Source organism: Herbidospora cretacea (assembly GCF_001570605.1).
GTDB lineage: Bacteria > Actinomycetota > Actinomycetes > Streptosporangiales > Streptosporangiaceae > Herbidospora > Herbidospora cretacea.
In genome coordinates this window covers 279,385-300,426 of record NZ_BBXG01000009.1, presented here as the reverse complement: position 1 = coordinate 300,426, position 21,042 = coordinate 279,385, and the positions used below count along the sequence as shown (strand labels likewise).

General features: G+C 70.2%; 20 protein-coding genes and 1 pseudogene. 5 read left to right on the top strand and 16 right to left on the bottom strand.

Annotation, left to right across the window (positions count from 1 at the left end; all coding sequences use genetic code 11):
* Positions 1-3: 3 nt before the first annotated feature.
* The 5 genes from AW270_RS20485 to xylA form a co-directional block, all read right to left on the bottom strand.
* Positions 4-366: a DUF742 domain-containing protein gene (locus AW270_RS20485; protein WP_061296720.1), complete on the bottom strand. Its 363-nt coding sequence runs from the start codon at positions 364-366 to the stop codon at positions 4-6.
* On the bottom strand, positions 363-2,267 hold the full coding sequence (locus tag AW270_RS20480; RefSeq protein WP_061296718.1) for a sensor histidine kinase: 1,905 nt from the start codon (positions 2,265-2,267) through the stop codon (positions 363-365). Before AW270_RS20480 ends, AW270_RS20485 begins: the two co-directional genes overlap by 4 nt.
* An 80-nt stretch (positions 2,268-2,347) precedes the next feature.
* Positions 2,348-3,025 carry a DUF998 domain-containing protein gene (locus tag AW270_RS20475; RefSeq protein ID WP_061296716.1) on the bottom strand — a complete coding sequence of 226 codons (678 nt, stop codon included), beginning with the start codon at positions 3,023-3,025 and terminating at the stop codon, positions 2,348-2,350.
* A gap of 131 nt (positions 3,026-3,156) precedes the next feature.
* Positions 3,157-4,518 (bottom strand): xylulokinase, encoded by a 1,362-nt coding sequence (gene xylB / locus AW270_RS20470; protein ID WP_061296714.1) that lies wholly within the window; start codon positions 4,516-4,518, stop codon positions 3,157-3,159.
* Positions 4,518-5,660, bottom strand: coding sequence for a xylose isomerase (gene xylA / locus AW270_RS20465; RefSeq protein ID WP_061296711.1), 1,143 nt, complete (start codon positions 5,658-5,660; stop codon positions 4,518-4,520). The genes xylB and xylA overlap by 1 nt, the downstream gene beginning before the upstream one ends.
* A gap of 118 nt (positions 5,661-5,778) precedes the next feature.
* On the opposite strand from xylA, the gene AW270_RS20460 reads away from it, so the two are divergent.
* Positions 5,779-6,981 carry an ROK family transcriptional regulator gene (locus AW270_RS20460; protein ID WP_061296709.1) on the top strand — a complete coding sequence of 401 codons (1,203 nt, stop codon included), beginning with the start codon at positions 5,779-5,781 and terminating at the stop codon, positions 6,979-6,981.
* On the opposite strand, the gene AW270_RS20455 is transcribed toward AW270_RS20460, so the two are convergent.
* Entirely contained in the window at positions 6,950-7,162 is a 213-nt protein-coding gene (locus AW270_RS20455) for a hypothetical protein (RefSeq protein ID WP_061296707.1), read from the bottom strand. The two genes, AW270_RS20460 and AW270_RS20455, sit on opposite strands and share 32 nt — an antisense overlap.
* Positions 7,163-7,260: 98 nt before the next feature.
* Here AW270_RS20455 and AW270_RS20450 point away from each other — a divergent pair, with 98 nt between their 5' ends.
* Positions 7,261-7,764 (top strand): VOC family protein, encoded by a 504-nt coding sequence (locus AW270_RS20450; RefSeq protein ID WP_061296705.1) that lies wholly within the window; start codon positions 7,261-7,263, stop codon positions 7,762-7,764.
* A gap of 28 nt (positions 7,765-7,792) precedes the next feature.
* Here AW270_RS20450 and AW270_RS41330 read toward each other — a convergent pair whose 3' ends face one another.
* From AW270_RS41330 to AW270_RS20415, 8 genes and pseudogenes are all read right to left on the bottom strand, one after another.
* A complete protein-coding gene (locus AW270_RS41330) occupies positions 7,793-8,554 on the bottom strand; it encodes an aldo/keto reductase (RefSeq protein WP_061296817.1) in 762 nt (253 codons plus the stop codon).
* A 57-nt stretch (positions 8,555-8,611) separates the two neighbouring features.
* A pseudogene (locus AW270_RS41325) lies at positions 8,612-9,016 on the bottom strand (GNAT family N-acetyltransferase); the annotation flags it as partial.
* 2 nt (positions 9,017-9,018) lie between these two features.
* Positions 9,019-9,546, bottom strand: a complete 528-nt coding sequence (locus AW270_RS20440; RefSeq protein WP_061296703.1) for a DUF305 domain-containing protein — start codon at positions 9,544-9,546, stop codon at positions 9,019-9,021.
* Positions 9,547-9,606: 60 nt separating this feature from the next.
* Positions 9,607-10,476, bottom strand: coding sequence for a lytic polysaccharide monooxygenase auxiliary activity family 9 protein (locus AW270_RS20435; RefSeq protein ID WP_061296701.1), 870 nt, complete (start codon positions 10,474-10,476; stop codon positions 9,607-9,609).
* Positions 10,477-10,656: 180 nt separating this feature from the next.
* Positions 10,657-11,136, bottom strand: coding sequence for a hypothetical protein (locus AW270_RS20430; RefSeq protein ID WP_061296699.1), 480 nt, complete (start codon positions 11,134-11,136; stop codon positions 10,657-10,659).
* 696 nt (positions 11,137-11,832) lie between these two features.
* Complete coding sequence (locus AW270_RS20425; RefSeq protein ID WP_082801694.1) at positions 11,833-13,308, bottom strand: ferredoxin reductase family protein; 1,476 nt, start codon at positions 13,306-13,308, stop codon at positions 11,833-11,835.
* Positions 13,305-13,859, bottom strand: coding sequence for a DUF305 domain-containing protein (locus tag AW270_RS20420; RefSeq protein ID WP_157522297.1), 555 nt, complete (start codon positions 13,857-13,859; stop codon positions 13,305-13,307). The genes AW270_RS20425 and AW270_RS20420 overlap by 4 nt, the downstream gene beginning before the upstream one ends.
* A gap of 21 nt (positions 13,860-13,880) precedes the next feature.
* Positions 13,881-15,203: a DUF1996 domain-containing protein gene (locus AW270_RS20415; protein WP_061296697.1), complete on the bottom strand. Its 1,323-nt coding sequence runs from the start codon at positions 15,201-15,203 to the stop codon at positions 13,881-13,883.
* Between the two features lie 173 nt (positions 15,204-15,376).
* Between AW270_RS20415 and AW270_RS20410 the strand changes: the two genes are divergently transcribed.
* Complete coding sequence (locus AW270_RS20410) at positions 15,377-17,200, top strand: sigma-70 family RNA polymerase sigma factor (protein WP_218009293.1); 1,824 nt, start codon at positions 15,377-15,379, stop codon at positions 17,198-17,200.
* Here AW270_RS20410 and AW270_RS20405 read toward each other — a convergent pair.
* Positions 17,197-18,795 (bottom strand): TROVE domain-containing protein, encoded by a 1,599-nt coding sequence (locus AW270_RS20405; protein WP_061296695.1) that lies wholly within the window; start codon positions 18,793-18,795, stop codon positions 17,197-17,199. The genes AW270_RS20410 and AW270_RS20405 overlap by 4 nt on opposite strands.
* A 461-nt stretch (positions 18,796-19,256) precedes the next feature.
* On the opposite strand from AW270_RS20405, the gene AW270_RS20400 reads away from it, so the two are divergent.
* The gene (locus AW270_RS20400) at positions 19,257-20,024 is read left to right on the top strand and encodes a putative protein N(5)-glutamine methyltransferase (protein WP_061296694.1); all 768 of its coding nucleotides are present in this window, start codon (positions 19,257-19,259) and stop codon (positions 20,022-20,024) included.
* A 41-nt stretch (positions 20,025-20,065) separates the two neighbouring features.
* Positions 20,066-20,425: a PASTA domain-containing protein gene (locus AW270_RS20395; RefSeq protein WP_061296693.1), complete on the top strand. Its 360-nt coding sequence runs from the start codon at positions 20,066-20,068 to the stop codon at positions 20,423-20,425.
* A 4-nt stretch (positions 20,426-20,429) separates the two neighbouring features.
* Here AW270_RS20395 and AW270_RS20390 read toward each other — a convergent pair whose 3' ends face one another.
* Positions 20,430-21,026 (bottom strand): class I SAM-dependent DNA methyltransferase, encoded by a 597-nt coding sequence (locus AW270_RS20390; protein ID WP_061296692.1) that lies wholly within the window; start codon positions 21,024-21,026, stop codon positions 20,430-20,432.
* Positions 21,027-21,042: the final 16 nt, after the last annotated feature.

Below are 21,042 nucleotides of genomic sequence, written 5' to 3'. Positions count from 1 at the left end.
CCCTTACAGGGCCCGCAAGCCGTTGATGACCTCGCGGAGGATGTTCTCCGCGGGGGCCTTGGCCGCGTTCGGGGGGCGGACCAGGATCAGGCCGTGGTCGAGCAGGTCGCCCAGCAGGACTCTGACGACGCCCAGCGGCAGGTCGGCCTCCGACGCGACGTCGGCCACCTGGCGGGAGCGGGGAATGAGCGACAGCAGCCGCTGGTGCTCGCGGCCGAGGTCGGCGCCCTGCTGGATCCTGGCGCCGGTGGCCGCGACCACCGACATGAGGTCCAGGGGCGCGTCGGTCGTCGCCCGGCCTCTCGTGAGCGCGTAGGACCGGACGACCGGCCCGTCGTCGACCCACTCCTCCGACGACGCGCTCATGCGCGCACCCCTTCCAGCACCGGTTCCGGCGCGAGCGCCGAAGTCGGGATGAGCACGATGGCGGTGGTCCCGCCGAACGGCGACTGCCGTAGTTCCACACGGACTCCCAGTCGGGTGGCCAGCCGTCCGACGACGACCAGGCCGAGCCGGTCGGTGTCGGCGAGGTCGAACTCGGGTGGGCTGGCCAGCCGCGAATTGATCTTGTCGAGGTCTGCTGGGGAAAGCCCGAGCCCCCGGTCCTCGATCTCGACCGCGAACCCCTTGGCGACCGCCTCGCCCCGGACCGACACCTCGGTCTGCGGCGGCGAGTAGGCCGAGGCGTTCTCGATGAGCTCGGCGAACAGGTGGATCAGGTCGGCGACGGCGGCCCCCTTGACCGCCGTCTCGGGCATCGGGTACACGCGCACCCTGGGGTAGTCCTCCACCTCGGCCACGGCGCCCTGGAGCATCTCCGCGACGGCCACGGCCTGCCGGTAGGTCCGGCCCGGCGTGCCGCCCGACAGCACGATCAGGCCTTCGGCGTGCCGCCGCATGCGGGTGGTGAGGTGGTCGAGCCGGAAGAGCTCCTCCAAAGAGCCCGGGTCCTCGGTACGGCGCTGCATCCCGTCGAGCAGTTTGAGCTGCCGCTGGAGCAGCCCCTGACTCCGCCGGGCGAGATTGCGCAGGGCCTGGCCGACGCTCTCGCGCAGCCTGGCCTGGTCGACGGCCGCGTCCACGGCGGTGTGCTGCACGGCGCTGAAGGCGTGCGCCACGTCGGCGACCTCGCCCGTGGTGCCGGGCGGTTCCAGGGCGGGCGCCTCGGCGGCCACGTCGACCTTCTCGCCGCGCCGCAGGCGCTCCACCACCCGGGGCAGCCGGACCTCGGCCAGTTGCTGCGCCGCGCTGCGCAGGGCGGCGAGTTCCCGGGTCAGGCCGCGCCCGAGGCGTACCGACACGAAGAGGGTCAGCGCGACGGCGATCAGCCCGAGCAGCCCGGCGATGCCGGTGCGGACGAACGTGCTGACCGCGACCGGTTCGGCGCGGACCGACAGGCGCTGCTCGCTCGACAGGATCGCCTCGCGGAAGGCCTTCTCGGTGGCGTCGACGGCCTTGCGCCACGCCGCGTGGGTCACCGGCCCGGCGCTCACCACCCGCGTCTCCAGCCGGATGTACGACCGGTAGGCGTCGGAGACCAGCATGTCCTCGAACGGCTTGCGCAGTTCGGGGTCGAGCTCCTTCATGCCCTGGCCGAACAGGAAGTCGCGGGTGCCGGAGTAGCGGATGAAGGCCCGGCTCTCCTCGACGGTGAACGGCCGCTCGTTGACGAGCACGCCGGCCCCGAGGGCGCTCTCGCGGGCCAGGAAGTCCTTGGCGAAGGAGAGCAGGCCGAGGCTGCGCGACTGCTGGTAGAGCGGCACGTCGTTGTTGAGCGTGATGGTGTGGTCGAGCGCCTGCATCGCGGTCGGCAGCACGCCGAAGCGCTCACCGAGGCCGGTCAGCCCGACCGCCCGGGTGTCGATGTCGTTGCGCAGGTCGTCGAGCTCGTCCACGGCCGCCATGACGTCGCTGTAGCGGCCCTCCATGGCCGGCGTCAGCGCGTCCCGCACGTCGGGGACGCTGGACCGCTCGCGCAGGTTCTCCCGCGCGTCGTCGGTGATCAGGCGCTGTTCGACCAGGCGGTCGAACGCCTCACGGGTCCCGGTGGCGACGTATTCGGCGGAGAGCAGGTGTTCCCGCTGCAGGCTGAGCACGAGGGTGTCGCCGGGACGGCCGATGCCGTCGTAGAGGCGTTCGACTTTGAGCAGATCGAGCGAGTCACCGGTGGTGATGACAGCGGCGAATCCCCACAGGCCCACCAGCGAGACCAGCGGGATGATCAACAGCGCGGAAATCTTGAACCGGATGGATCTGCTCGAAGCCATGGCACCTCATCGGCCGTACGTAGCCGATGAGGTTAGCAGTTTGCCCCTTTTTGTGTTGTTCGGGAGTCTGGATTCTCCGATCACGCGGCGTGAGCGTGCGGGCTGACCGCCTCGGACGTGGCGTTTTGCACCGCGGTCTGCACCGGCTGACGGGCCACTCCCGGAACTGTAGTGATGGCGGTCATGAGTCCGACTCGCACCAGCTGCCAGGCCACCGCCGCCACCAGTGCGAACTCCACGAGGAGCAGACCGCGCTCGGCCACCCCGATCATCACGCCCCGGCCGGGCAGCGCCACATAGGTGACGGCGGCCAGGCCGAGACCGGCCAGCAGGGTCAGCCACTCCAGCGTGCGGGCCACCGGCCGCCACGCGTCGTCGTCGGCGAACCGGCCCGCGAGCTGCGCGGTCGCGGCCGGCAGCGCCAGGAAGGCGATTGCCAGGAGGTAGTCCTGCGCCGGCTCCCAGGGGATCGCGGCGATCAGGAGCAGGGTGAGGGACCAGATGAGGAGCAGGCGCTCCGGCCAGCCGTCGATCGGCGCCGAAGCGGCCTTGAGCCCGGCGAGCAGGACCAGCGAGGCCAGCCCCAGCATCGCGAGGGTGAACTCGGTCAGCACTCCGCCCTCCTGGGCGGCGTATTCGCTGATCGAGAGCGCGACCGGATCGAGTCGAGGGATGGGATCAAGCTGACCGGCCACGACGGCGGCCATCGCGAGCACCAGACCGGCGACCGCGAGCACGGGGAAGAGCCTCTTGACCATACTTCGAGAGTGCCTCTTCAGCGGCCGGATATGCATCCGGTTAAGACCCTATTCGCCCCTGATGGATACCCCCTAGGGGGGATCAGGGTCGCCGCAGGGCCGGGGGTGGGGCGAACCCCACCCCCGGAGGGTCACTTCGCGGCTTCCTTGTAACGCTCGCGCAGGCCGGAGATGGGGTCACCCTCGTAGACGGTGACCTCGCCGGCGGCCCACTCCGGCGGCTCCTCGCCGCCCGTGAGCAGCCAGGCTGCCTGACGGGCGGCGCCGTCGGCGACGTACTCCCCGGGCGGGGGCACGTGCACCGGCACACCGAAGACGCTCGGCGCGATGGTGCGCACGGCCTCGGACCGCGCGCCGCCGCCGATCAGCAGCACCCGGTTGGGCGCCAGGCCGAGCGCGTCGAGCGCGTCGGCCAGACCGCAGAGCATGCCCTCGACGGCCGCGCGGGCGAAGTGGCCCGGCGTCGCGTTGGCCAGCCGCAGCCCGTGGAACGAACCGGTCGCGTCGGGCCGGTTCGGGGTGCGCTCGCCTTCCAGGTACGGCACGAGCGTCAGGCCGTCGGCCCCGGGAGGCGCCCCGAGGGCCAGATCGCTGAGCTCGGCCGGACCCACGCCGATCACCCTGCCGACCGCGTCGAGCGTGCGGGCGGCGTTCATCGTGGCGACCAGCGGCAGGAACCGCCCGGTCGCGTCGGCGAACCCGGCGACGCCTCCGGACGCGTCCGCCGACGGGTGTTCGGCGACGGCGAAGGCCGTGCCGGACGTGCCGATCGAGACGATCACGTCGCCCGGGTGGGCGCCGACGCCGAGGGCGGCGGCCATGTTGTCACCGGTGCCCGGCGCCAGCAGGGCCTGGTTGTACTGGCCGGCCTGCTCGCGCGGGCCGAGGACCTTGGCGACCTGAGGGGTGTGGCCGATGGCCATCTCCAGCAGGTCGAGCCGGTAGTTGCCGGTGGCCGGAGACCAGTAGCCGGTGCCCGAGGCCTCCCCGCGGTCGGTGGTGATGGTCGCGGGGGTGCCGCCGAGCTTCCAGGTCAGCCAGTCGTGCGGGAGGCAGACCGACGCGGTGCGCGCGGCGTTCTCCGGCTCGTGCTGGGCCAGCCAGCGCAGCTTGGTGACCGTGAACGACGCGACGGGCACGCTGCCCACCGCCTCCGCCCACTTCTCCGGGCCGCCCAGCTCCGCGATCAGGTCGCGGGCCGCCTGGGCCGACCGGATGTCGTTCCACAGCAGCGCCGGGCGGACCACCTCGCCGTTCTCGTCGAGGCAGACCATGCCGTGCTGCTGCCCGCCGACCGACACCGCGGCGACGTCGTCGAGGCCGCCCGCCTGGGCGATGGCCTCCTGGAGCGCCGTCCACCAGTGGCTCGGGTGGACCTCGGTGCCGTCAGGGTGCTTGGCGCGGCCCTCGCGGACCAGCGCGCCGGTGTCGGCGTCGCGCACCACGACCTTGCAACTCTGGGTCGACGAGTCGACCCCCGCGACGAGCGTCATTACCGCACGCCGAACAGGTGCTCGAGGGCGAGCTGCGACAGACGGGTGAAGTGGTAGCCGCGCTCGGCCACGCCGTCGAGGTCGAAGTCGTCGTTCAGCAGGTCCTGGAGGGTCTCGCCCTCGCCCAGGGTGCGGGCGCCCAGCTCGTCGACCTTGCTGGCGGCCAGCGCCTCCTGGACCTCCGGGTCGGCCCGGTAGGCCTTGGCCTTCTCCTTGAGGATCAGGTAGGTGCGCATGTTCGCCGCGAGCGAGTCCCACGCGTCGTTCTTGTCGTCGGTGCGGACCGGCTTGTAGTCGAAGTGGCGGGGGCCCTCGTAGCCGCCGTGCTCCAGCAGGTCGACCAGGAAGAACGCGTTCTGCACGTCGCCGTGGCCGAAGATGAGGTCCTGGTCGTACTTGATGCCGCGCTGGCCGTTGAGGTCGAGGTGGAACAGCTTGCCGTGCCACATCGCCTGCGAGATGGCGTGGTAGTAGTTCAGGCCCGCCATCTGCTCGTGACCGGTCTCGGGGTTGAGGCCGACCATCTCGGGGCGCTCGAGCTCGTTGATGAACGCCAGCGCGTGGCCGACGGTCGGGAGCAGGATGTCGCCCCGGGGCTCGTTCGGCTTGGGCTCGATCGCGAAGCGGATGTCGTAGCCCTTGTCGACGACGTACTGGCTCAGGATGTCCATGGCCTCCTTGTAACGGGAGAGCGCGGCGCGGATGTCCTTGGCGGCGTCGGACTCGGCGCCCTCACGGCCGCCCCAGCAGACGTAGGTCTTGGCGCCCAGCTCGGCCGCGAGGTCGAGGTTGCGGATCACCTTGCGGATGGCGTAGCGGCGGACCTCGCGGTTGTTGCTGGTGAAGCCGCCGTCCTTGAACACCGGGTGGGTGAACAGGTTGGTGGTCGCCATCGGAACCTTGAGGCCGGTGTCGGCCAGGGCCTTCTTGAAGTTCTCGATCGCCCTGTCGCGGTCGGGCTCCACGGCGAGCAGGTCGTCGTCGTGGAAGGTCACGCCATAGGCCCCAAGCTCGGCCAGCTTGTGCACGGTCTCGACGGGGTCGAGCGGGGCCCGGGTCGCGTCACCGAACTGGTCGCGCGCCTGCCAGCCGACAGTCCACAGCCCGAATGTGAACTTGTCCTCGGGAGTGGGGGTGTACATGGGGCGCCTCCGAATTAGTCTACGTTGTGGACTAAATATGGAACGGGGACTCCCGCCGGTCAAGTAGGCGTGTCTAGGATTTCGTCCAGATTTCTGGACCGACTGTCAGGAGGTGCGAATGGCGCAGGCCGTACGGCACGACGCGATGCGGGCACGCAACCTCGCCTTCGTCCTGCGGGAGGTCCGATCGCACGGATCGCTCACCCGGGCGAGCCTGGCCGAAGTCACCGGCCTGACCAAGACCACCGTATCCAAGCTGGTCGCGGACCTGCTCGAGGCCGGGCTGGTGGTGGAGACCGGCGCGGTGCGGGCCGGGGAGCGCGGCCGTCCGGGGGTCGAGGTCCGGGTCAGCGGCGACCGCGTCGCCGCCGTCGGCCTGGAGATCAACGTCGACTATCTGGCCGTACGGGTGGTCGACCTCACCCGCCGGGTCAGGCTCCGGCTGACCCAGGCTGTCGACAACCGCTTGTCAAAACCGATGGACGTCATCGGCGACCTCCGGCGGCTGGCCCGCTCGGCCCTCGCCCAGGCCGAGGGGACCGGCCTCCTCGTCGTCGGCGCCGGTCTGGCCGTGCCGGGACCGGTCGACGTCGAGTCGGGCGAGATCCACAACGCCCCCAACCTCGGCTGGCGGAACGTGCCCGTGGGCGCCGCCCTCGACCTCGGAGTGCCCCTGCGGGTGGAGAACGAGGCCAACCTGGCCGCCCTCGGCGAGCTGTGGTTCGGCGCCGGGCGGGCCGACTTCCTCTACGTCTCGGGCGAGATCGGCATCGGTGCCGGGCTCGTCGTCAACGGCGCGCTGTTCCGCGGCTCACGCGGCTTCGCGGGCGAGCTCGGCCACGTCGTCGTCACCCCGGAGGGCCCCGAGTGCCGCTGCGGGGCGCGCGGTTGCCTGGAGCAGTATGCGGGGCAGGACGCCTTCCTCGACGCGGTCGCCGACCGCAGCCCCTTCGCCCACGGCATCGAGGCGATCGTCGCCCACCTGGAACAGGGCGACCCCACCACCGAGGCGGCCTGCGAGAAGGCGGGCTGGGCGCTCGGGGTGGCGCTGTCGTCGGCGATCAACCTGGTCGACCCCCACACGATCGTGCTCGGCGGGATCTACGCGCCGCTGTTCCCCTGGATCGGCGGCGTCGTCGCCGAGACCATCGGCGGACGCCTCGCCCAGATGCGCGCCACGGCCCCGCCGGTCGAGGTCTCCCGGCTGGGCTCGGAGGCGGCGGCGCTCGGCGCGGCCGGTCAGGTTCTGGAGACGGTCGTCGCCGACCCCGCCGCGCTGTCGGAACGGCTCACAGACCGGAGGGATCTCGGCCCACGCTGATCTGCTCGGCGATCCGGCGCACCTCGTCGCCGGACAGCCGGGGCGCCGGCGGCAGCGCCTCCTGCAAGGCCGCGAACACGTCTTCGACCGCGCCCCCGGCGTGGCCGAGCGCGACCTCGTGGACCGCCCGGAACAGCATCTGGTTCTCCGCGCGCTCCCGCGCCACGCGGTCGACGATCATCCTTCACGTCCCCCTTCGAGATGGCCGCCGACCACCTTAGGACCTGGGCCCGACAGTTTCGCGGGAACAAGCCGAGACCCCCGGTTGCTGCTGGAGTCATGCCGGTTCAGCGACTCAACCACGCCGTGCTGTACGTCCGCGACGTCGCACGCAGCGTCGACTTCTACGAGAAGGCCCTCGGCTTCCGAGTGGTCATGGGCTTCCCCGGAGCCGCGTTCCTCCAGGCCGAGGGCTCCAACAACGACCACGACCTCGGCCTGTTCGAGGTCGGCGGCGACGCCGGGCCCACCACGGCCGGGCGCGGCGCGGTCGGGCTCTACCACCTGGCGTGGGAGGTCGACACGCTGGCCGAACTGGAGCGGATCTCCACGAAGCTGAGCGAGCTCGGCGCGCTGGTCGGGGCCTCCGACCACTCGACCACCAAGGCCCTCTACGCCAAGGACCCTGACGGGCTGGAGTTCGAGGTGTCGTGGCTGGTCCCGGCCGACCTGATCACCGAGGAGATCGCGGGCGCGAAGGCGGCGATCAAGCCGCTGAACCTGCCGAGGGAGATCGAGCGCTTCGGCGCGACGACGCCGGGCGGCATCGGCGTCTCCCGCTGAATCCACCGGAGCGACCCGGCCGGCCCTCCTAGCCGAGTCGATCTCGTTGGGAGCGGGCGAGCCGGACCGCCCCGGCGGCGACGTTCTCCTCCAGGTGCGCGATCGTGGACGTGCCGGGGATCGGGAGGATGACCGGCGAGCGGGCCAGCAGCCACGCGAGACTCGTCTGGGCCGGGGTCGCGCCTGTTTCGGCCGCGATTTCGGCCACCGCCGGATCGGCCACCCCGGGCAGCACCGGCCGCCAGGGCAGGAAGGCGATCCCGGCCGCCTCGCAGGCCTCCAGCACCGGCTCGTGCTCGCGGTCGAGCAGGTTGTAGCGGTTCTGCACGCTCGCCACCTCGACGATCCCGCGCGCCTCGGCGAGCTGGTCGACGGTGACCTCGGAGAGCCCGATGTGCCCGATCTTGCCCTGGTCGCGCAGGTCCCTGAGCGCGCCGACCTGGTCGGCGAGCGGGACCTCCGGGTCGACCCGGTGCAGTTGGAGCAGGTCGAGCCGGTCCATCCGCAGGCGCTCGAGGGCGGCGTCCACCTGGGCGCGCAGCACCTCGGGCCGCCCGTCGAGCCGGCCCGGCCGCGCCACCCCCACCTTGGTGGTCACCAGCACTTCTCTCCGGTACGGCCACAAGGTGCGGGCCAGCAATTCCTCGTTCGCGCCCCAGCCGTAGAGATACGCGGTGTCGATGAGCGTGACGCCCAGGTCGACCGCGCGTCTGGCCACCTCGCCGTCGCCGGGTGACAGGTGCATCGCGCCGAACCCGAGGCGGCGGACGCGCAGTTCCCCGCCGATCAGGAACTCGTCGTGGAGGTCGCGCCAGAAGGACGTCTCGCCCGTCTGGACGAACCCGGCCCGCCGCAGGACCCCGCGCGAACCCCGGTTGCCGACATCGGCCCCGGCCCGCAGGCTGTTCAGCCCATAGCCCTTCGCGAGGTCGCAGAGGTCGCGGACCGCCTGGGTCGCCACGCCCCTACCGGTCATCTTCTCGGCCAGCCGGAAGCCCACTTCGGCGGTGCCGCCGTCGAGGTCGTACAGGTTGAAGCGGCCCAGGATCTCGCCGTCGTCGGCGACCAGGACGTGGAAGCGCAGGACGCCCTTCTCCTGGTCGTCGAGCACGCCCTGGTGGTGGTCGGGGAACGTGGTGAAGTAGTCGTCGCCCCGGTCTTCGACGGTGCGCGCGAAGAAGGCGCGGTTGTCGGTCTCGAAGGCCAGGAGCGGCCCGGCGTGGTCGGCCCGCAGTAACTGGAGTTCCGGCATGCCTACGAGTCAAGCAGGTCCAGCATGTAGGTGATCTGCGCCGACCGGGCGACGTCGATCTGCCTGGCCAGGTCGAGCGCGCCGGGGTTGGACCCGCTGCCCTTCTCGTAGCGGGCGAACTGGATCGCGTCGTCCTGGTGGGCGATCAGCGCGTTGAGGAGTTCCCGGGAGAAGTCGGCGTCGTCGGCCTTCCTCAGGCGGGCCAAGTCCTTCTTGGCGTCGATCGACGCGCCGCCGTGGGCGTGGTGGGCGTCCTGGTCGAGGGTGAGCGGCTGGTCCCACTGGAGGAGCCAGGTGGTCATGGTGCTCGTCTCGGTCTCCTGGGTCACCCGCATCGCGGCCGCGAGCTGCTCGACCTCGGCGGGCAGCTCCCGGTTCTCGGCGAGCCGGGCCAGCTCGTGGCCCTGTTTGTTGTGCTCGACCATCATCTGCAGGAACATGACGTCGGCCGCGTTGACCGGGGCCTGTTCCGCCTGTACGCCGGCGCAGGCCGTACAGGACAGCAAGACAGCGATGAGCAGCCTGCGCATGCCCGCCTCCTTCGACGGCGGGCCGCGCCCGTCGGACGCGGCCCGCGTTCACTCACGAGATCAGACGCGCAGCCACAGGGCAGGCACGTTCGGGGGCTCCCAGCCGACGAGCGAGGTGTGCGGCTGGCGGCACTGGTAGGTGACACCGCCGTAGGTCACCCGGTTGCCGACCTGGTAGGAGACGCCGGCCGCCCAGGTGCCGCCCGGGTTCTGGGTCGGCGTGACGGTCGGAGTGGGCGTGGGGGTCGGCGTCCGCGTCGGCGTCACCGTGGGGGTGGGCGTCGGGGTCGGCGTCGGGTTGGTGCCGGAGAAGACCACGTCGGAGCAGGTGTAGAAGGCCTCGTTCGAGCCCACCACGCGCTGCCAGATCGAGAAGAGGATGTGGCGGCCGGACCGCTGCGGGATGTTGATGGTCCAGTTGGTGAACGTGGTCGGATTGAAGTTGTTGAACGTCTGGATGTGCACCAGGTCCGACCAGCGCAGCGGCTGCGAGGGGTTCCAGCCGTCCCGGGTGATGTAGAACTCGAAGTTGCTGTTGGAGTGGGGCGCGGTGGCGTGGTAGGTGATCGTGCGCGGCCCCGCCGAGAACGGCGTGGCGGGCCAGTCGGTGCGCGCGAGGTCGAGCCCCCGGTATTTGTCCCGCCCCGCGCTGCACAGCTTCCCGTCGGGGATCAGCTCGCGGTGTCGGCCCCCCGCTTCCAGCAGGGAGACCTCGTTCCAGTCGTAGAAGGCCTGGGTGCCCCCGGCCGCGACGGCGGCGGCGCAGGCGGCGGAGTCGGGCGACTCGGGCCCCTCGTTCTTGCACTGGTAGACCCGGCTCGGCGGGTTCGACATGGTGCCGTGGGCGCCGGCCGGCGCGGACGGCAGGATTACGAGCAGCGAACCGGCCATCAGACCGGCGGCGGCTGCGGCCACCTTGTTACGTAACACCTGGCTCTCCTCCGTGGAGCTCCGTGGAGCGGATACGCGAACTCCGGCCACCTCGTGAGGAGAGCCGGAGCCCATGACGGAAGATCAGCTCGGGAACGCGGGGTGACGGCCGCGAACTTAAGCTTTCTATAAAGAAACCTTCCTAAGAGAAGGATCACTCAGGTTTCCTGACAACGCAAGTCATCGGATGACATCGACGTGGATGACTGCTGGTCGGCTAGGCGACTCTGTGACACTGACCTGCCGCGCCCAGCACGCCGAGGCGATGAGTGGGGCGTTGTCCACGAAGTCGGCCGCGACGATCCCGGCCCGGCAGTAGATCCACACCCGTTCCCCCGACTCGATCGGCCGCGTCCAGAGGACGACCGGCAGCCTGCCGCGCCGGGTGATGAGGAGAGCCTCGGCGCAGGCGGTGCGGATCCGGTGGGGCGTGACGACACACCAGAACCGGGCCACCGCGATCCTCCGCGCGAACGGCGAGACGGAGACCAGCCCGGCGAGCAACCCGGCCACGGTGACCACGATCTGCCAAGAGGCCACGGAGACGAGAAATGGCCCCCCGACGAGGAGAGCCGCTTCATAGCGCCAGCGCCAGATGACCGCGAAAGGGTTCGGCGGCGCCACCCTGCTTTCCAGGGCCCGCACGACCTGCCTGGTCATCTGCGGATAACCGGCGATGCCGTTACCTGTCTCGGTCCCCCGTCCCGCCGACAAGTCGCTGAATCGAAAAGGTTCCCCAGAGTTTGTGGCCAACATGGGGTTCGTCCGTACATGGGGGATTGAGGGTTGGTACCTTCCCGGGGAACAACCAAAGGGGCTGCGACATGCGACGTGGTGAGCACTATCTGATTTGGGCAAGCGCCCTGATCGTCTTAGCCGTGGTTGGGTTGGCTGCTTTCGCTGTAGCCCAACTAGCCACTACTGAACCAGTGGTCATAGCCGGTGTCTTCGGCGGCGTTGCGGCCCTGCTCGCCGCAATTCCGCCGATTATCAAGGCCCTGCGGGGGCGGCAATAAAGTCGGGCTAACTTCAGCAGCAAAGATCCAGTCGAGGCATCCGGAGTTAGCCACTCTCGGGAAGATAATGATTTCCAGCTGGACGAAATGCCTGCTCAACACGCCGACGACTGATTGATCATGACAGATGCGCGAGGATGTGCGCCCTTCTCAGGCACAAGGTCAAAGTTTCGAGTGGCGATTTCCCGCCGTGATCGATTCCGCCCCGGGCGATCCAACCCTCGCACCGAACATCATGTAATACGCGACGGAAGCGCGGACCGGACAGCGCTGTTCTCGACTTCACCGCTCAGGAATGGCGGGAGTTCGTCGACGGGGTGCGGCGCGGCGTCTTCGACGTCTAGAAGTCGAAGTTCTCCAAATGGATCTGCTGTCTCGGGACGCCCGCACGCCGTAGTGCGTTCATCGCCTTCTGGGTCATGCCGCGGGGTCCGCACACGAACACGTCGTAGTCCGGCAGGTCAGGCATGGCGCGTGACAACGAGCGGCCCGTCAACGGAACCGTCAGGTCCTCGTTCACGGTGTAGTGGATGCGCGCCCCCCGGGCCGCCGCGATGGCGTCGAGTTCGTTCCGCAGCACCAGGTCCTCGACCGTGCGGGCCAAATACAGCAGGGTCACTCGCCCGGGCATCGACTCGAACAGGGCTCGTAGCGGGCTGATGCCCACGCCGCCCGCGATCAGCAGGATCTTGTCGGAGCGGCTCCGGGCGGCGGTCAACGCGCCGTACGGGCCTTCGGCCCAGACTCGGGTTCCGGGGGTCAACGAGAAGAGGGCCCGGCTGTGGGAGCCGGCCGCTTTCACGGTGATGCGCAGGTAGCGGCCGTCGGGGACGGCGGACAGGGAATACGGGTTGGCCGCCCACCACATGCCCTTGGTCAGGAAGCGCCAGCGGAAGAACTGGCCCGGTTCGGCCCTCAGGCCCGCCAGGTTCTCGCCGGCGATGTAGACGGAGACCACGTCCGCGGATTCTCGCCGGATTCCGGCCACTCGCAGGCGGTGGCGGCGTGAGCGCACCACCGGCACGGCGAAGCGGTGCCAGATCAGCAGGACGGCCACGGCTATGTAGAGGGCTCGCCACGCCCACGCGCCGCCGCCACTGAAGGATGGGCCGGTCAGCTGGTGGGCGAAGCCCAGGTAGATGGCCAGGTAGGTGAGGAAGTGGGCGTAATGCCAGGTCTCGTAGGACATCCGGACCCGGATCGCGCGGGCTGAGATCAGGCCCACGCCCAGGAGCAGCGCCAAAGAGATGGTCGCTTCGAGGATGCCCGGACCGTACAGGACGAGACCGAAGGTGCCCTCCCACACGCCGGATCTCAGCGCGTGGGCCGTCATGGCGAAGACCATGTGCGCGGCCGACAGGGCCAGGATGCCCCGGCCTCCCAGGGCGTGCCAGCGGGACAGGCGGTCGGCGCCGATGGTGCGGTCGAGGTAGGGGACGCGGGCCATCAGGGCCACGAGGATCGCGGCGCCGTATCCGGCGAGCAGGCCGGTCAGGCGGCCCAGCCAGGCCAGGCCGTCGGTGGTGGAGGCCACCTCGGGGAGGTCGATCCAGCAGGCGGCCGTGGCCAGGAGGGCGCCGGCCCAGAGCAGGCCGGCCACGACACCACCTGGGCGGAAGCGGGGGGCTGCCAGCTTCGGGTCCGCGTCGCCGATCCGGTGGCGTGAAGGGCGCGAAGAGCGCGAAGCGGCCGTGAACGGGGCCCGGTCGGCGGGGACCGGGTGGAGGGTCCCCGTGGACGGGCCGTCGCCGTCGAGCAGTGACTCCCACTTCGCGTCGGCCGGGGGTCTGAGCAGGGACTCCCAGTGGGTCGTCATTTGAGGTCGGCCAGGGTCGTCGAGCGGGCTGCGGCCAGGTCGTGGGCGTACTGTTTCGTCGCCTCGTTCGCGCCGGATGTCTGTTCGCCTTTCGCGACCAGCAGGGACTGGGTCAGGAAGTCCGTCAGGTGTTTCCGGAACAGCTTGTCGAACGGCCCGCCGTTGAGACGTTGCGCGATCAACAGGTCGCTCTTGGTCACCATACCGGGCATGTCATGACCCTCGTGGACGTTTGTCGGCGGAAGCCCCGCTTCGCTCAACAAACCCCGTAGTCCCGCAAGTTGCTGCTTCTCCTTCGCGGCCACCTGGGACGCCAGGGCCAGGACCGATGCGTTCTGGGTCCGTTGGGGGGCCAGGTCGGCCAGGGCCAGGACCGACTCCGTCATGGGGATCTCCAGTTGGATCCAGGCCACGTCCGTCGGGTTGAACACGGGCGCGGAAGAAGGCTGCGCCGCCGCCACAGCAGGACCATGAACTTGTGGGGCGGCGCAGCCGGTCACCAAGAGGGCCGCGAGCGCGATAACCCAGGGTGCGCCAGATGTCAGTCGCACTTTCGTCCCTCCTCGTGAGTCCTAAGCGGTGCCGTCAGGGCCGCACTTGACCTTCGGGCGGATGCAGTCGCGCACGCGGCGCTCCAGCTCGGCCACCGGCCAGGCGTTGAAGAAGTCACCGTGCATCGTGTAGCCGGGGCCCGACGACAGGCGGAACGCCGACGGGTCGCCGTTGACCGAGTAGCGCAGGACCATGCGGACCTTCGGCACGACCACCGGGTGGGTGGCGGGGCAGGCGTTGCCCTGCGGGTAGGACAGGTGCGACTTGTGGTCGGCGCTGTCGAGGTTCTTGCCGTCCCAGCAGTGCGGGAAGTCCAGGTAGGTCTCCAGCTTGGTGCCGGCCGGGCAGTTCACGAAGTTCTTGGACGCCCCCACGTGCCCCGCGTGCAGACACGACCAGCGGGCCGAGCTGGTGCTGTCGGCGCCGGTGGCCTTGGCGTTGCCGGCGACGACGCGCAGGCCCTGCGGGAACGCGCGGGTCTGGCGCTGGAGGGCCTCGCTGACGCCTTCGCCCAGGTAGTAGAAGGTCGCGCTGCTCGGCTCGACGGGGGTGTCGCCGTTGTAGAGGGTCGGCACCCAGTACGACGACAGGTCGACCTTCGGGTCACAGCTGCTGGAGCCGGCCAGCAGGTCGCCGAGGTTGGTACTGGCGTTGGTCACCTTGTTGCCCATGAAGCTGTGCATGTGCGAAGCGCCGGCCAGGCCGGGCATGACGATCGGGTCGTCAGGCAGGCGGTGGGTGAAGGGGCACTCGGCTACGAACTCGGCGACGCGCACCGCGCCCGCCGGGACCGGCCCGACCGCGGGGTCGCCGTCCGTGGGCCTCACCGTGGGCGTGGGAGTGGGGGTCGGCGTCGGGGTCGCCGAAGCGCCGCCGGTGCCGTGCACCTCGAACTCCCACAGGGAGACGCCGTACTGGGTGGCGCGCTTGGTGGCGTACAGGCGGACGTAGCGGGCGGTCGCCGTCACGTCCAGGGTCTGGAGGCCACGCGTTCCGCGTGTCACGGGGGTGGCGTCGTCCCACACGCCGCCGCCGTCGGAGGTCTGGATGGTGAAGGCCGTGGCGAAGGCGGCCTCCCAGTTCAGCACCACCTTGCTGATCTTGGTGGGCTTGCCCAGGTCGACCTGGAGCCACTGCGGGTCGGCGAACTTGCTCGACCAGCGGGTGGTGGTCTTCCCGTCGAAGGCGGCGGACGCGGCCAGGTCGGCCCGTTCTGAGGAGGAAGCGCTGATCGAACCCTTCAACGGCTCGGGTGCCGCGCTCGCCGCCGAGGTGCCGGCGAGGCATCCGGCCAGCACGGCGACGAGTGCGCCGGCGGCCACGAGACTTTTGTGTCGATTCATACGGATTCGGAGTCCTCTGTGGGGGATCGTTGGTCCGGGAGCGTCGCTCCTGTAACCGGAGACCCCCAGGTCACAGCAGAACAACAAAAAACAGCAGAAAAGGTTCAGTAGATTTCGTTGTCCGAGGCCCGTGCCGGGGTCTCCGAAGCACGGCCCTCAGAAGGGGAAGCACCATGCGAGCGAGGATCGGGCCCGATACGTCGATGGTCGCGGCGGCACGCGACGGAGACCAGGCTGCCCTCGACCGCCTGGTCGCCGACTCGCTCCCGCTCGTCTACAACATCGTCGGCAGGGCTCTGAACGGCCACGACGACACCGACGACGTCGTGCAGGAGACGCTGATCCGGATGGTCCGCGGGCTGCCGCAGCTCCGCGACCTGGCCGCCTACCGGTCGTGGCTGGTGGCCATCGCGGTCCGGCAGGTACGCGACCACGAAGCCGAGAAACGCACCGCCCAGCACCGCAGGACCGACCTCGACACGGCGACCGAGGTGGCCGACCCGGCCTCCGACTTCGCCGCGATGACCATCCTCCAGCTCGGCCTGACCGACCAGCGGCGGGAGGTCGCCGAGGCGACCCGCTGGCTCGACCCCGACGACCGGGCGCTGCTGTCGCTGTGGTGGCTGGAGCAGACCGGGGAGCTCGGCCGGGCCGATCTCGCCTCCTCGCTCGGGCTGTCGGCCAAGCACGCGGCCGTGCGGGTGCAGCGGATGAAGGAGCAGATCGAGGTCGCGCAGTCGGTCGTGCGCTGCCTGAACGCGCAGGCGCAGTGCGCCGAGCTCAGGGGCATGTTCCTGGGCTGGGACGGGGTGCCGTCGCCCCTGTGGCGCAAGCGGTTCGCCCGGCACATCCGGGGCTGCGCGCACTGTGGCCGCCGCACCCAGGGCATGGTCCCGCTGGAACGGCTGCTGCTCGGGCTGCCGCTGGTGGCCGTGCCGGCCGGGTTCGTGCTGTCGAAGCTCCTCGTGCCGGTGGCGGTCAAGACGACGGCCGTGGCGGCCAAGAGCGTGTGGGTGCCCCTCGCGGCCGCGGCGAGCGCGGCGGCGGTGACGGCGGGGGTGTTCGTCCTCCAGCCCTGGACGACCGACGAACCGCCGAGGCCCATCGCCGTTCCGCCACCCGTGGTGGTCGCCGAGAGCCCGTCGCCGTCGAAAGCCGCCTCTCCCAAGCCGAGCAGGAGCCCGTCCCCGAAGCCGTCGAAGAAGCCCTCTCCCAAGCCGTCGAAGACCCCCGCGCCGCCTCCCCCGCCACCCGCCGCCCCCTCGGTCAAGAAGGGGGTCGGCGTCTGGCCCATGAACGGGGTCAGCACCTCGCTCGCCAAGTCTGGGGCCAGCTGGTATTACACCTGGGCGAGCCATGAGAACGGCGTACGGACCCCCAGGAACGTGGAGTTCGTCCCGATGATCTGGGGCGCGGACAGCGTCACGCCGGAGCAGCTGACCGCCGCCCGGAAGGCCGGCCCCTACCTGCTGAGCTTCAACGAGCCCGACCTGGCCGGGCAGGCGAACATGACCGTCGAGCGCGCGCTGGAGCTGTGGCCGCAGCTGGAGAAGGCCGGCAAGGTCCTCGGCTCGCCCGGCGTCGCGTTCGGCGGGGACACCCCGGGCGGCTGGCTCGACCGGTTCATGAAGGGGGCCAAGCAGCGCGGCTACCGCGTCGACTTCGTCACCCTGCACTGGTACGGCGGCGACTTCCGCGCGGCGGCGGCGACGCAGCAGCTCAAGACCTATCTCCAGCGCGTCTACCAGCGCTACAAGAAGCCGATCTGGCTGACCGAGTATGCCCTGATCGACTTCTCCAACGGCTCGGAGTACGCCTCCGACGCCGAGCAGGCCGCCTTCCTGGCCGCCTCGTCGAAGATGCTCGCCTCCCTGCCCTATGTGCAGCGGTACGCGTGGTTCGGCCTCCCCGCCAAGGAGGCCGAACCGAACAGCGGGCTGTTCACCGAGGACGGCACCGCCACGAGGGCCGGCCGCGCCTTCCAGCAGGCCCGTTAGCGGATGAAGCCGTTCACGACGAGCGGCAGCGACGCGTCGAGGCCGGCGACGTTGAGCGCGTTCGGGTCGTGGTGGTCGGCGATCGAGTAACCGGCCGCCGTCATCGCGGCCACGACCACCCGGGTGTCCGGGTTGACCGTCTTGCGATAACGGAACAGCGCGTCCGCCGGGGTGCCCCGGCCGGCCCACGTCTCGCTATCGGTGAAGACGACGACGCCGTCGACGTGCGTCTTCTCCTTCAGCAGGTGCGTGAACGGCAGCGACAGGTCGGTGCCGCCGCCCGACGCCCGCCAGGTGGCGATGTCGCGCAGGTTGGTCCGCGCGCTCACCTTCGAGGCGTGGACTTGGGTGTCGACCTCGATGGCGTGCACGTTGCCCTTCTCGATCCGCGCCAGCGTGACCGCCATGGCCGAGCCGACCTCGTAGGGCGTGCCGACGGGCGAACCGCCGACCACGCACTGCGCGTAGGTCATCGAGCCGGACGAGTCGACCGCCAGCAGCAGCTTCTTGCCGGTCGGCTTCACGAAACCGAAGGTCTTCTCGTACGCCTCCTCCAGCGCGTCCATGATCGCCGGGACCGGCGTCCACGACGCGCCGCCACGGCCCTGGCCCGAGCCGTAGACGCGCATCGCCAGCCACACGTCCAGCGGGTGGACGCGGGCCTTGCGCAGCTGGTGGAACGCGGTGAGGCGGGCGACCGTCCGCCGCGTCGCGTCGCCCAGCGGCACGAGCGTGCCGATGCGGGTCATCCGGGCGAGGTTGCGCAGCAGCGCGGTCATGCCGATGGTGTCGACGAGGTGGTCCCAGACCCTCGGCTCGGTGAGCATCGCGTCGGGCAGGAACTCCCACGGCACGTCGAGCCGGGTCGCCTCCTCGACCGTGGTCACGGCCTTGGCGGTGAGGAACCGGTCGACCGAGGGCAGCGCCTGACGTGCGACGTCGTCGGACACGTTGCCGGCGACCCAGCCGAACAGCACCTTGCGCTGCTCGGTGTCGCCCGCCGGGTGGGCCATCCGCAGCACGTCGCGCAGCGCGAACGACTCACCCGACGGCGTCTTGCGCTGACCCGCCTTGCAGACCTTGAACGCCACGTCGTCGGCCTCACCCTGGAGGAACCACGAACCGAGGGCGGTCCGCAGCGAGCGGCCCATGACCGGGCTGGTGCCCCGGCCGGTCCGCTTGCCGCCGAGGTTCTTGTAGTAGCCGAAGAACGTCGCGAGGTGGTCGGTGGTCCGGGCGACCTTGGGCAGCGCCGACTTGGCGGCCCGGCGGGTCGCCTCGTCGCCGCGCGCGTAGGCCGCGGCGAGCGCGAACAGGGCGGGCTGGTTCTTGGGGGCGCGGGGCGGCCGGGCGGTGGAGATCTCGGTGAGCATCTCGACCACGCGCGGGCCGTCGGTGTGCAGCGCCTTGTAGACGACGCCGACGTTGATCTCGGTCAGCTTGCCGCCGTCGACGTAATAGGTGCCGCCGGACGTGCCGAGAATGAGGAAATCCTCGACCCGCGCCCACAGGTCCTTCTCGAATACGACGCCGCCGGCCGCGTTGCGCACCTTGTCGGCGCCGAACTCGGCGAGGGGGTCACGGATGTTCTGCACGGCAATTCCTCCGAAATGAAGAGTGGACGGATATGGGGACGTCGACCGATGTTTTCCGGCTGCTCTGCCGTTTGAGCTACCCCTCATTTCGGTGAGGGGGTGGGACTCGAACCCACAACCAGCTGGTTTGGGATAACCGATCTACTTCGACCCGTCCTGGTGCCGTTCGCGAATGGCGCGGATGTGTTTTCGTCAACCGGAATAAGTGCTCTGTCCGCTGAGCTACCGGGGCATGCGCACCCCGGGCGGGATTCGAACCCGCGACCTCTCGATCCAGAATCGATAACCGATTGTCTTCGACCCGCGCCACTCACGAACCGACATTAAAGACGGTACAGATCACCGTTCAACTCGCATACCGGTTTTCCGGGTGTGCGGTAGAGTGATGGCGTTTGGTATGGCCCGTGAGACGAGGAGGTGAGACCCATTCCCGCCCAGTTCCGCCCAGGAAGGCAGGTCTCGTGTCCCTCTCATCCGTCGTCTCCGAGCTCCGCGCCGCGGGCTGCGTCTTCGCCGAAGACGAAGCGCGGCTGATCCTCGCCACCGCGAAGTCCCCCGCCGAACTCCGCCGCATGGTCGGCGAACGGGTCGCCGGGCTCCCCCTCGAACACGTGCTGGGCTGGGCCCGGTTCCGTGGCCTGTGCGTCCTGGTCGATCCCGGGGTCTTCGTGCCCCGCCGCCGGACCGAGTTCCTGGCCGGTGAGGCCATCGCGCGGGCCCGGCCGGGATCGGTCGTCGTCGATCTCTGCTGCGGGACGGGGGCCGTCGGCGCCGCCGTCGCCGCCGAGGTTCCCGGAGTCCTCCTGTACGCCACCGACATCGACCCCGCCGCCGTCGCGTGCGCCCGGCGGAACCTGCCGGAGGCGCGGATCCAGCAGGGCGACCTCTACCAGGCCCTCCCGCTGTGCCTGCGGGGCCGCATCGACGTGCTGGTGGCCAACTGCCCCTACGTGCCGACCGAAGAAGTCGATCTCCTGCCGCCGGAGGCGCGCCTGCACGAGCCCCTCGTGGCGCTCGACGGGGGCGAAGACGGGCTGGAGCTGATCAGAAGGGTGATCCGGCTGGCGCCCGAATGGCTGGCGCCGGGCGGATCCGTGCTCGTGGAGACCTCCGACGAGCAGGCGGCGAGCGCCTGCACGGCGCTGCTGAAGGCCGGGCTGGAGCCCTCGATCACGTCTTCCGAGGAGCTTGACGCGACTGTCATCGTCGGGCAAATGCCGATTCGGTAACAGGTATTTCCGGCCGTCCCCAACAGCGTCAGATTGTCTCCATGAACGACACCGCACCACCGCTCCGCGAACGGGACCGCTCCTCCGTGATCATGGGCTTGATCCTCGCGACCCTCATCCTGGGCGGTGGCTGCGCCATCCTCGTCGGCTCCCAGGCCGAGTACTACGAGAACCGGGCCGACGCCAGAGAAGCGCTGGTCAGGAAGGGCGGGACGCTGCCCGACGTGACCGGCCTGACCTGGGCCGAGGCGGTCGAGCGGCTCCAGGGGTCGGGCTACTGGCTGCTCAACCGCACCGAGGTGACGATCGCGGACGAGTCGCGGTTCGTCACCCGGCAGGACCCGGTGGCCGGCAGCCGGGTGCCCTACTCCACGAGGATCACCCTGATCACCGACACCTAACCGATCACCGCTGGGCCATCACCCAGCCCTGGCGGGTCGACTCGGTCCCGACCGGCTCCCTGACCTCCTGGGCGACCGGCTCGAAGCCCGCCTCCTTGAGCAGGGCGGCGATCCGATCGGGGTCGAGGCGGTGGAAGTCGATGTCGCGGACGCGCGCGGTCACGTCGCCGACCTGGAAGCCGGTCAGGAGCAGGCCGCCGGGGCGCAGCACCCGGTGGAACTCGGCGAAGACGCCCGGGTGGAGGTCGGCCGGGATGTGGATGAGCGAGTACCAGGCGACCAGACCGGCCAGCGAGGCGTCGTCGTGGCCGAGGGAGCGCAGGTCGCCCTCGGTGAAGGTGATGTCCGGACATGTCGCGCGGGCGACGGCGAGCATTCCGGGCGACAGCTCGACGCCCGAGATGTCCAGGCCCCTGGCGTGCAGCCAGCCCGTCACCCGGCCGGTCCCGCTCCCGGCCTCCAGCACCCTGCCGGGCGGGACCGCCTCGGCGAAGGCGGCCAGGGCGACCGCCTCAGGCTCGGTGACGTCGGGGAAGAGCTGGACGTATTCGGTGACGAGCGCGTCGTATCCGGCGCGGGTCTCGGTGAGGAAGTCAGCCACCCGGACACGATAGAAC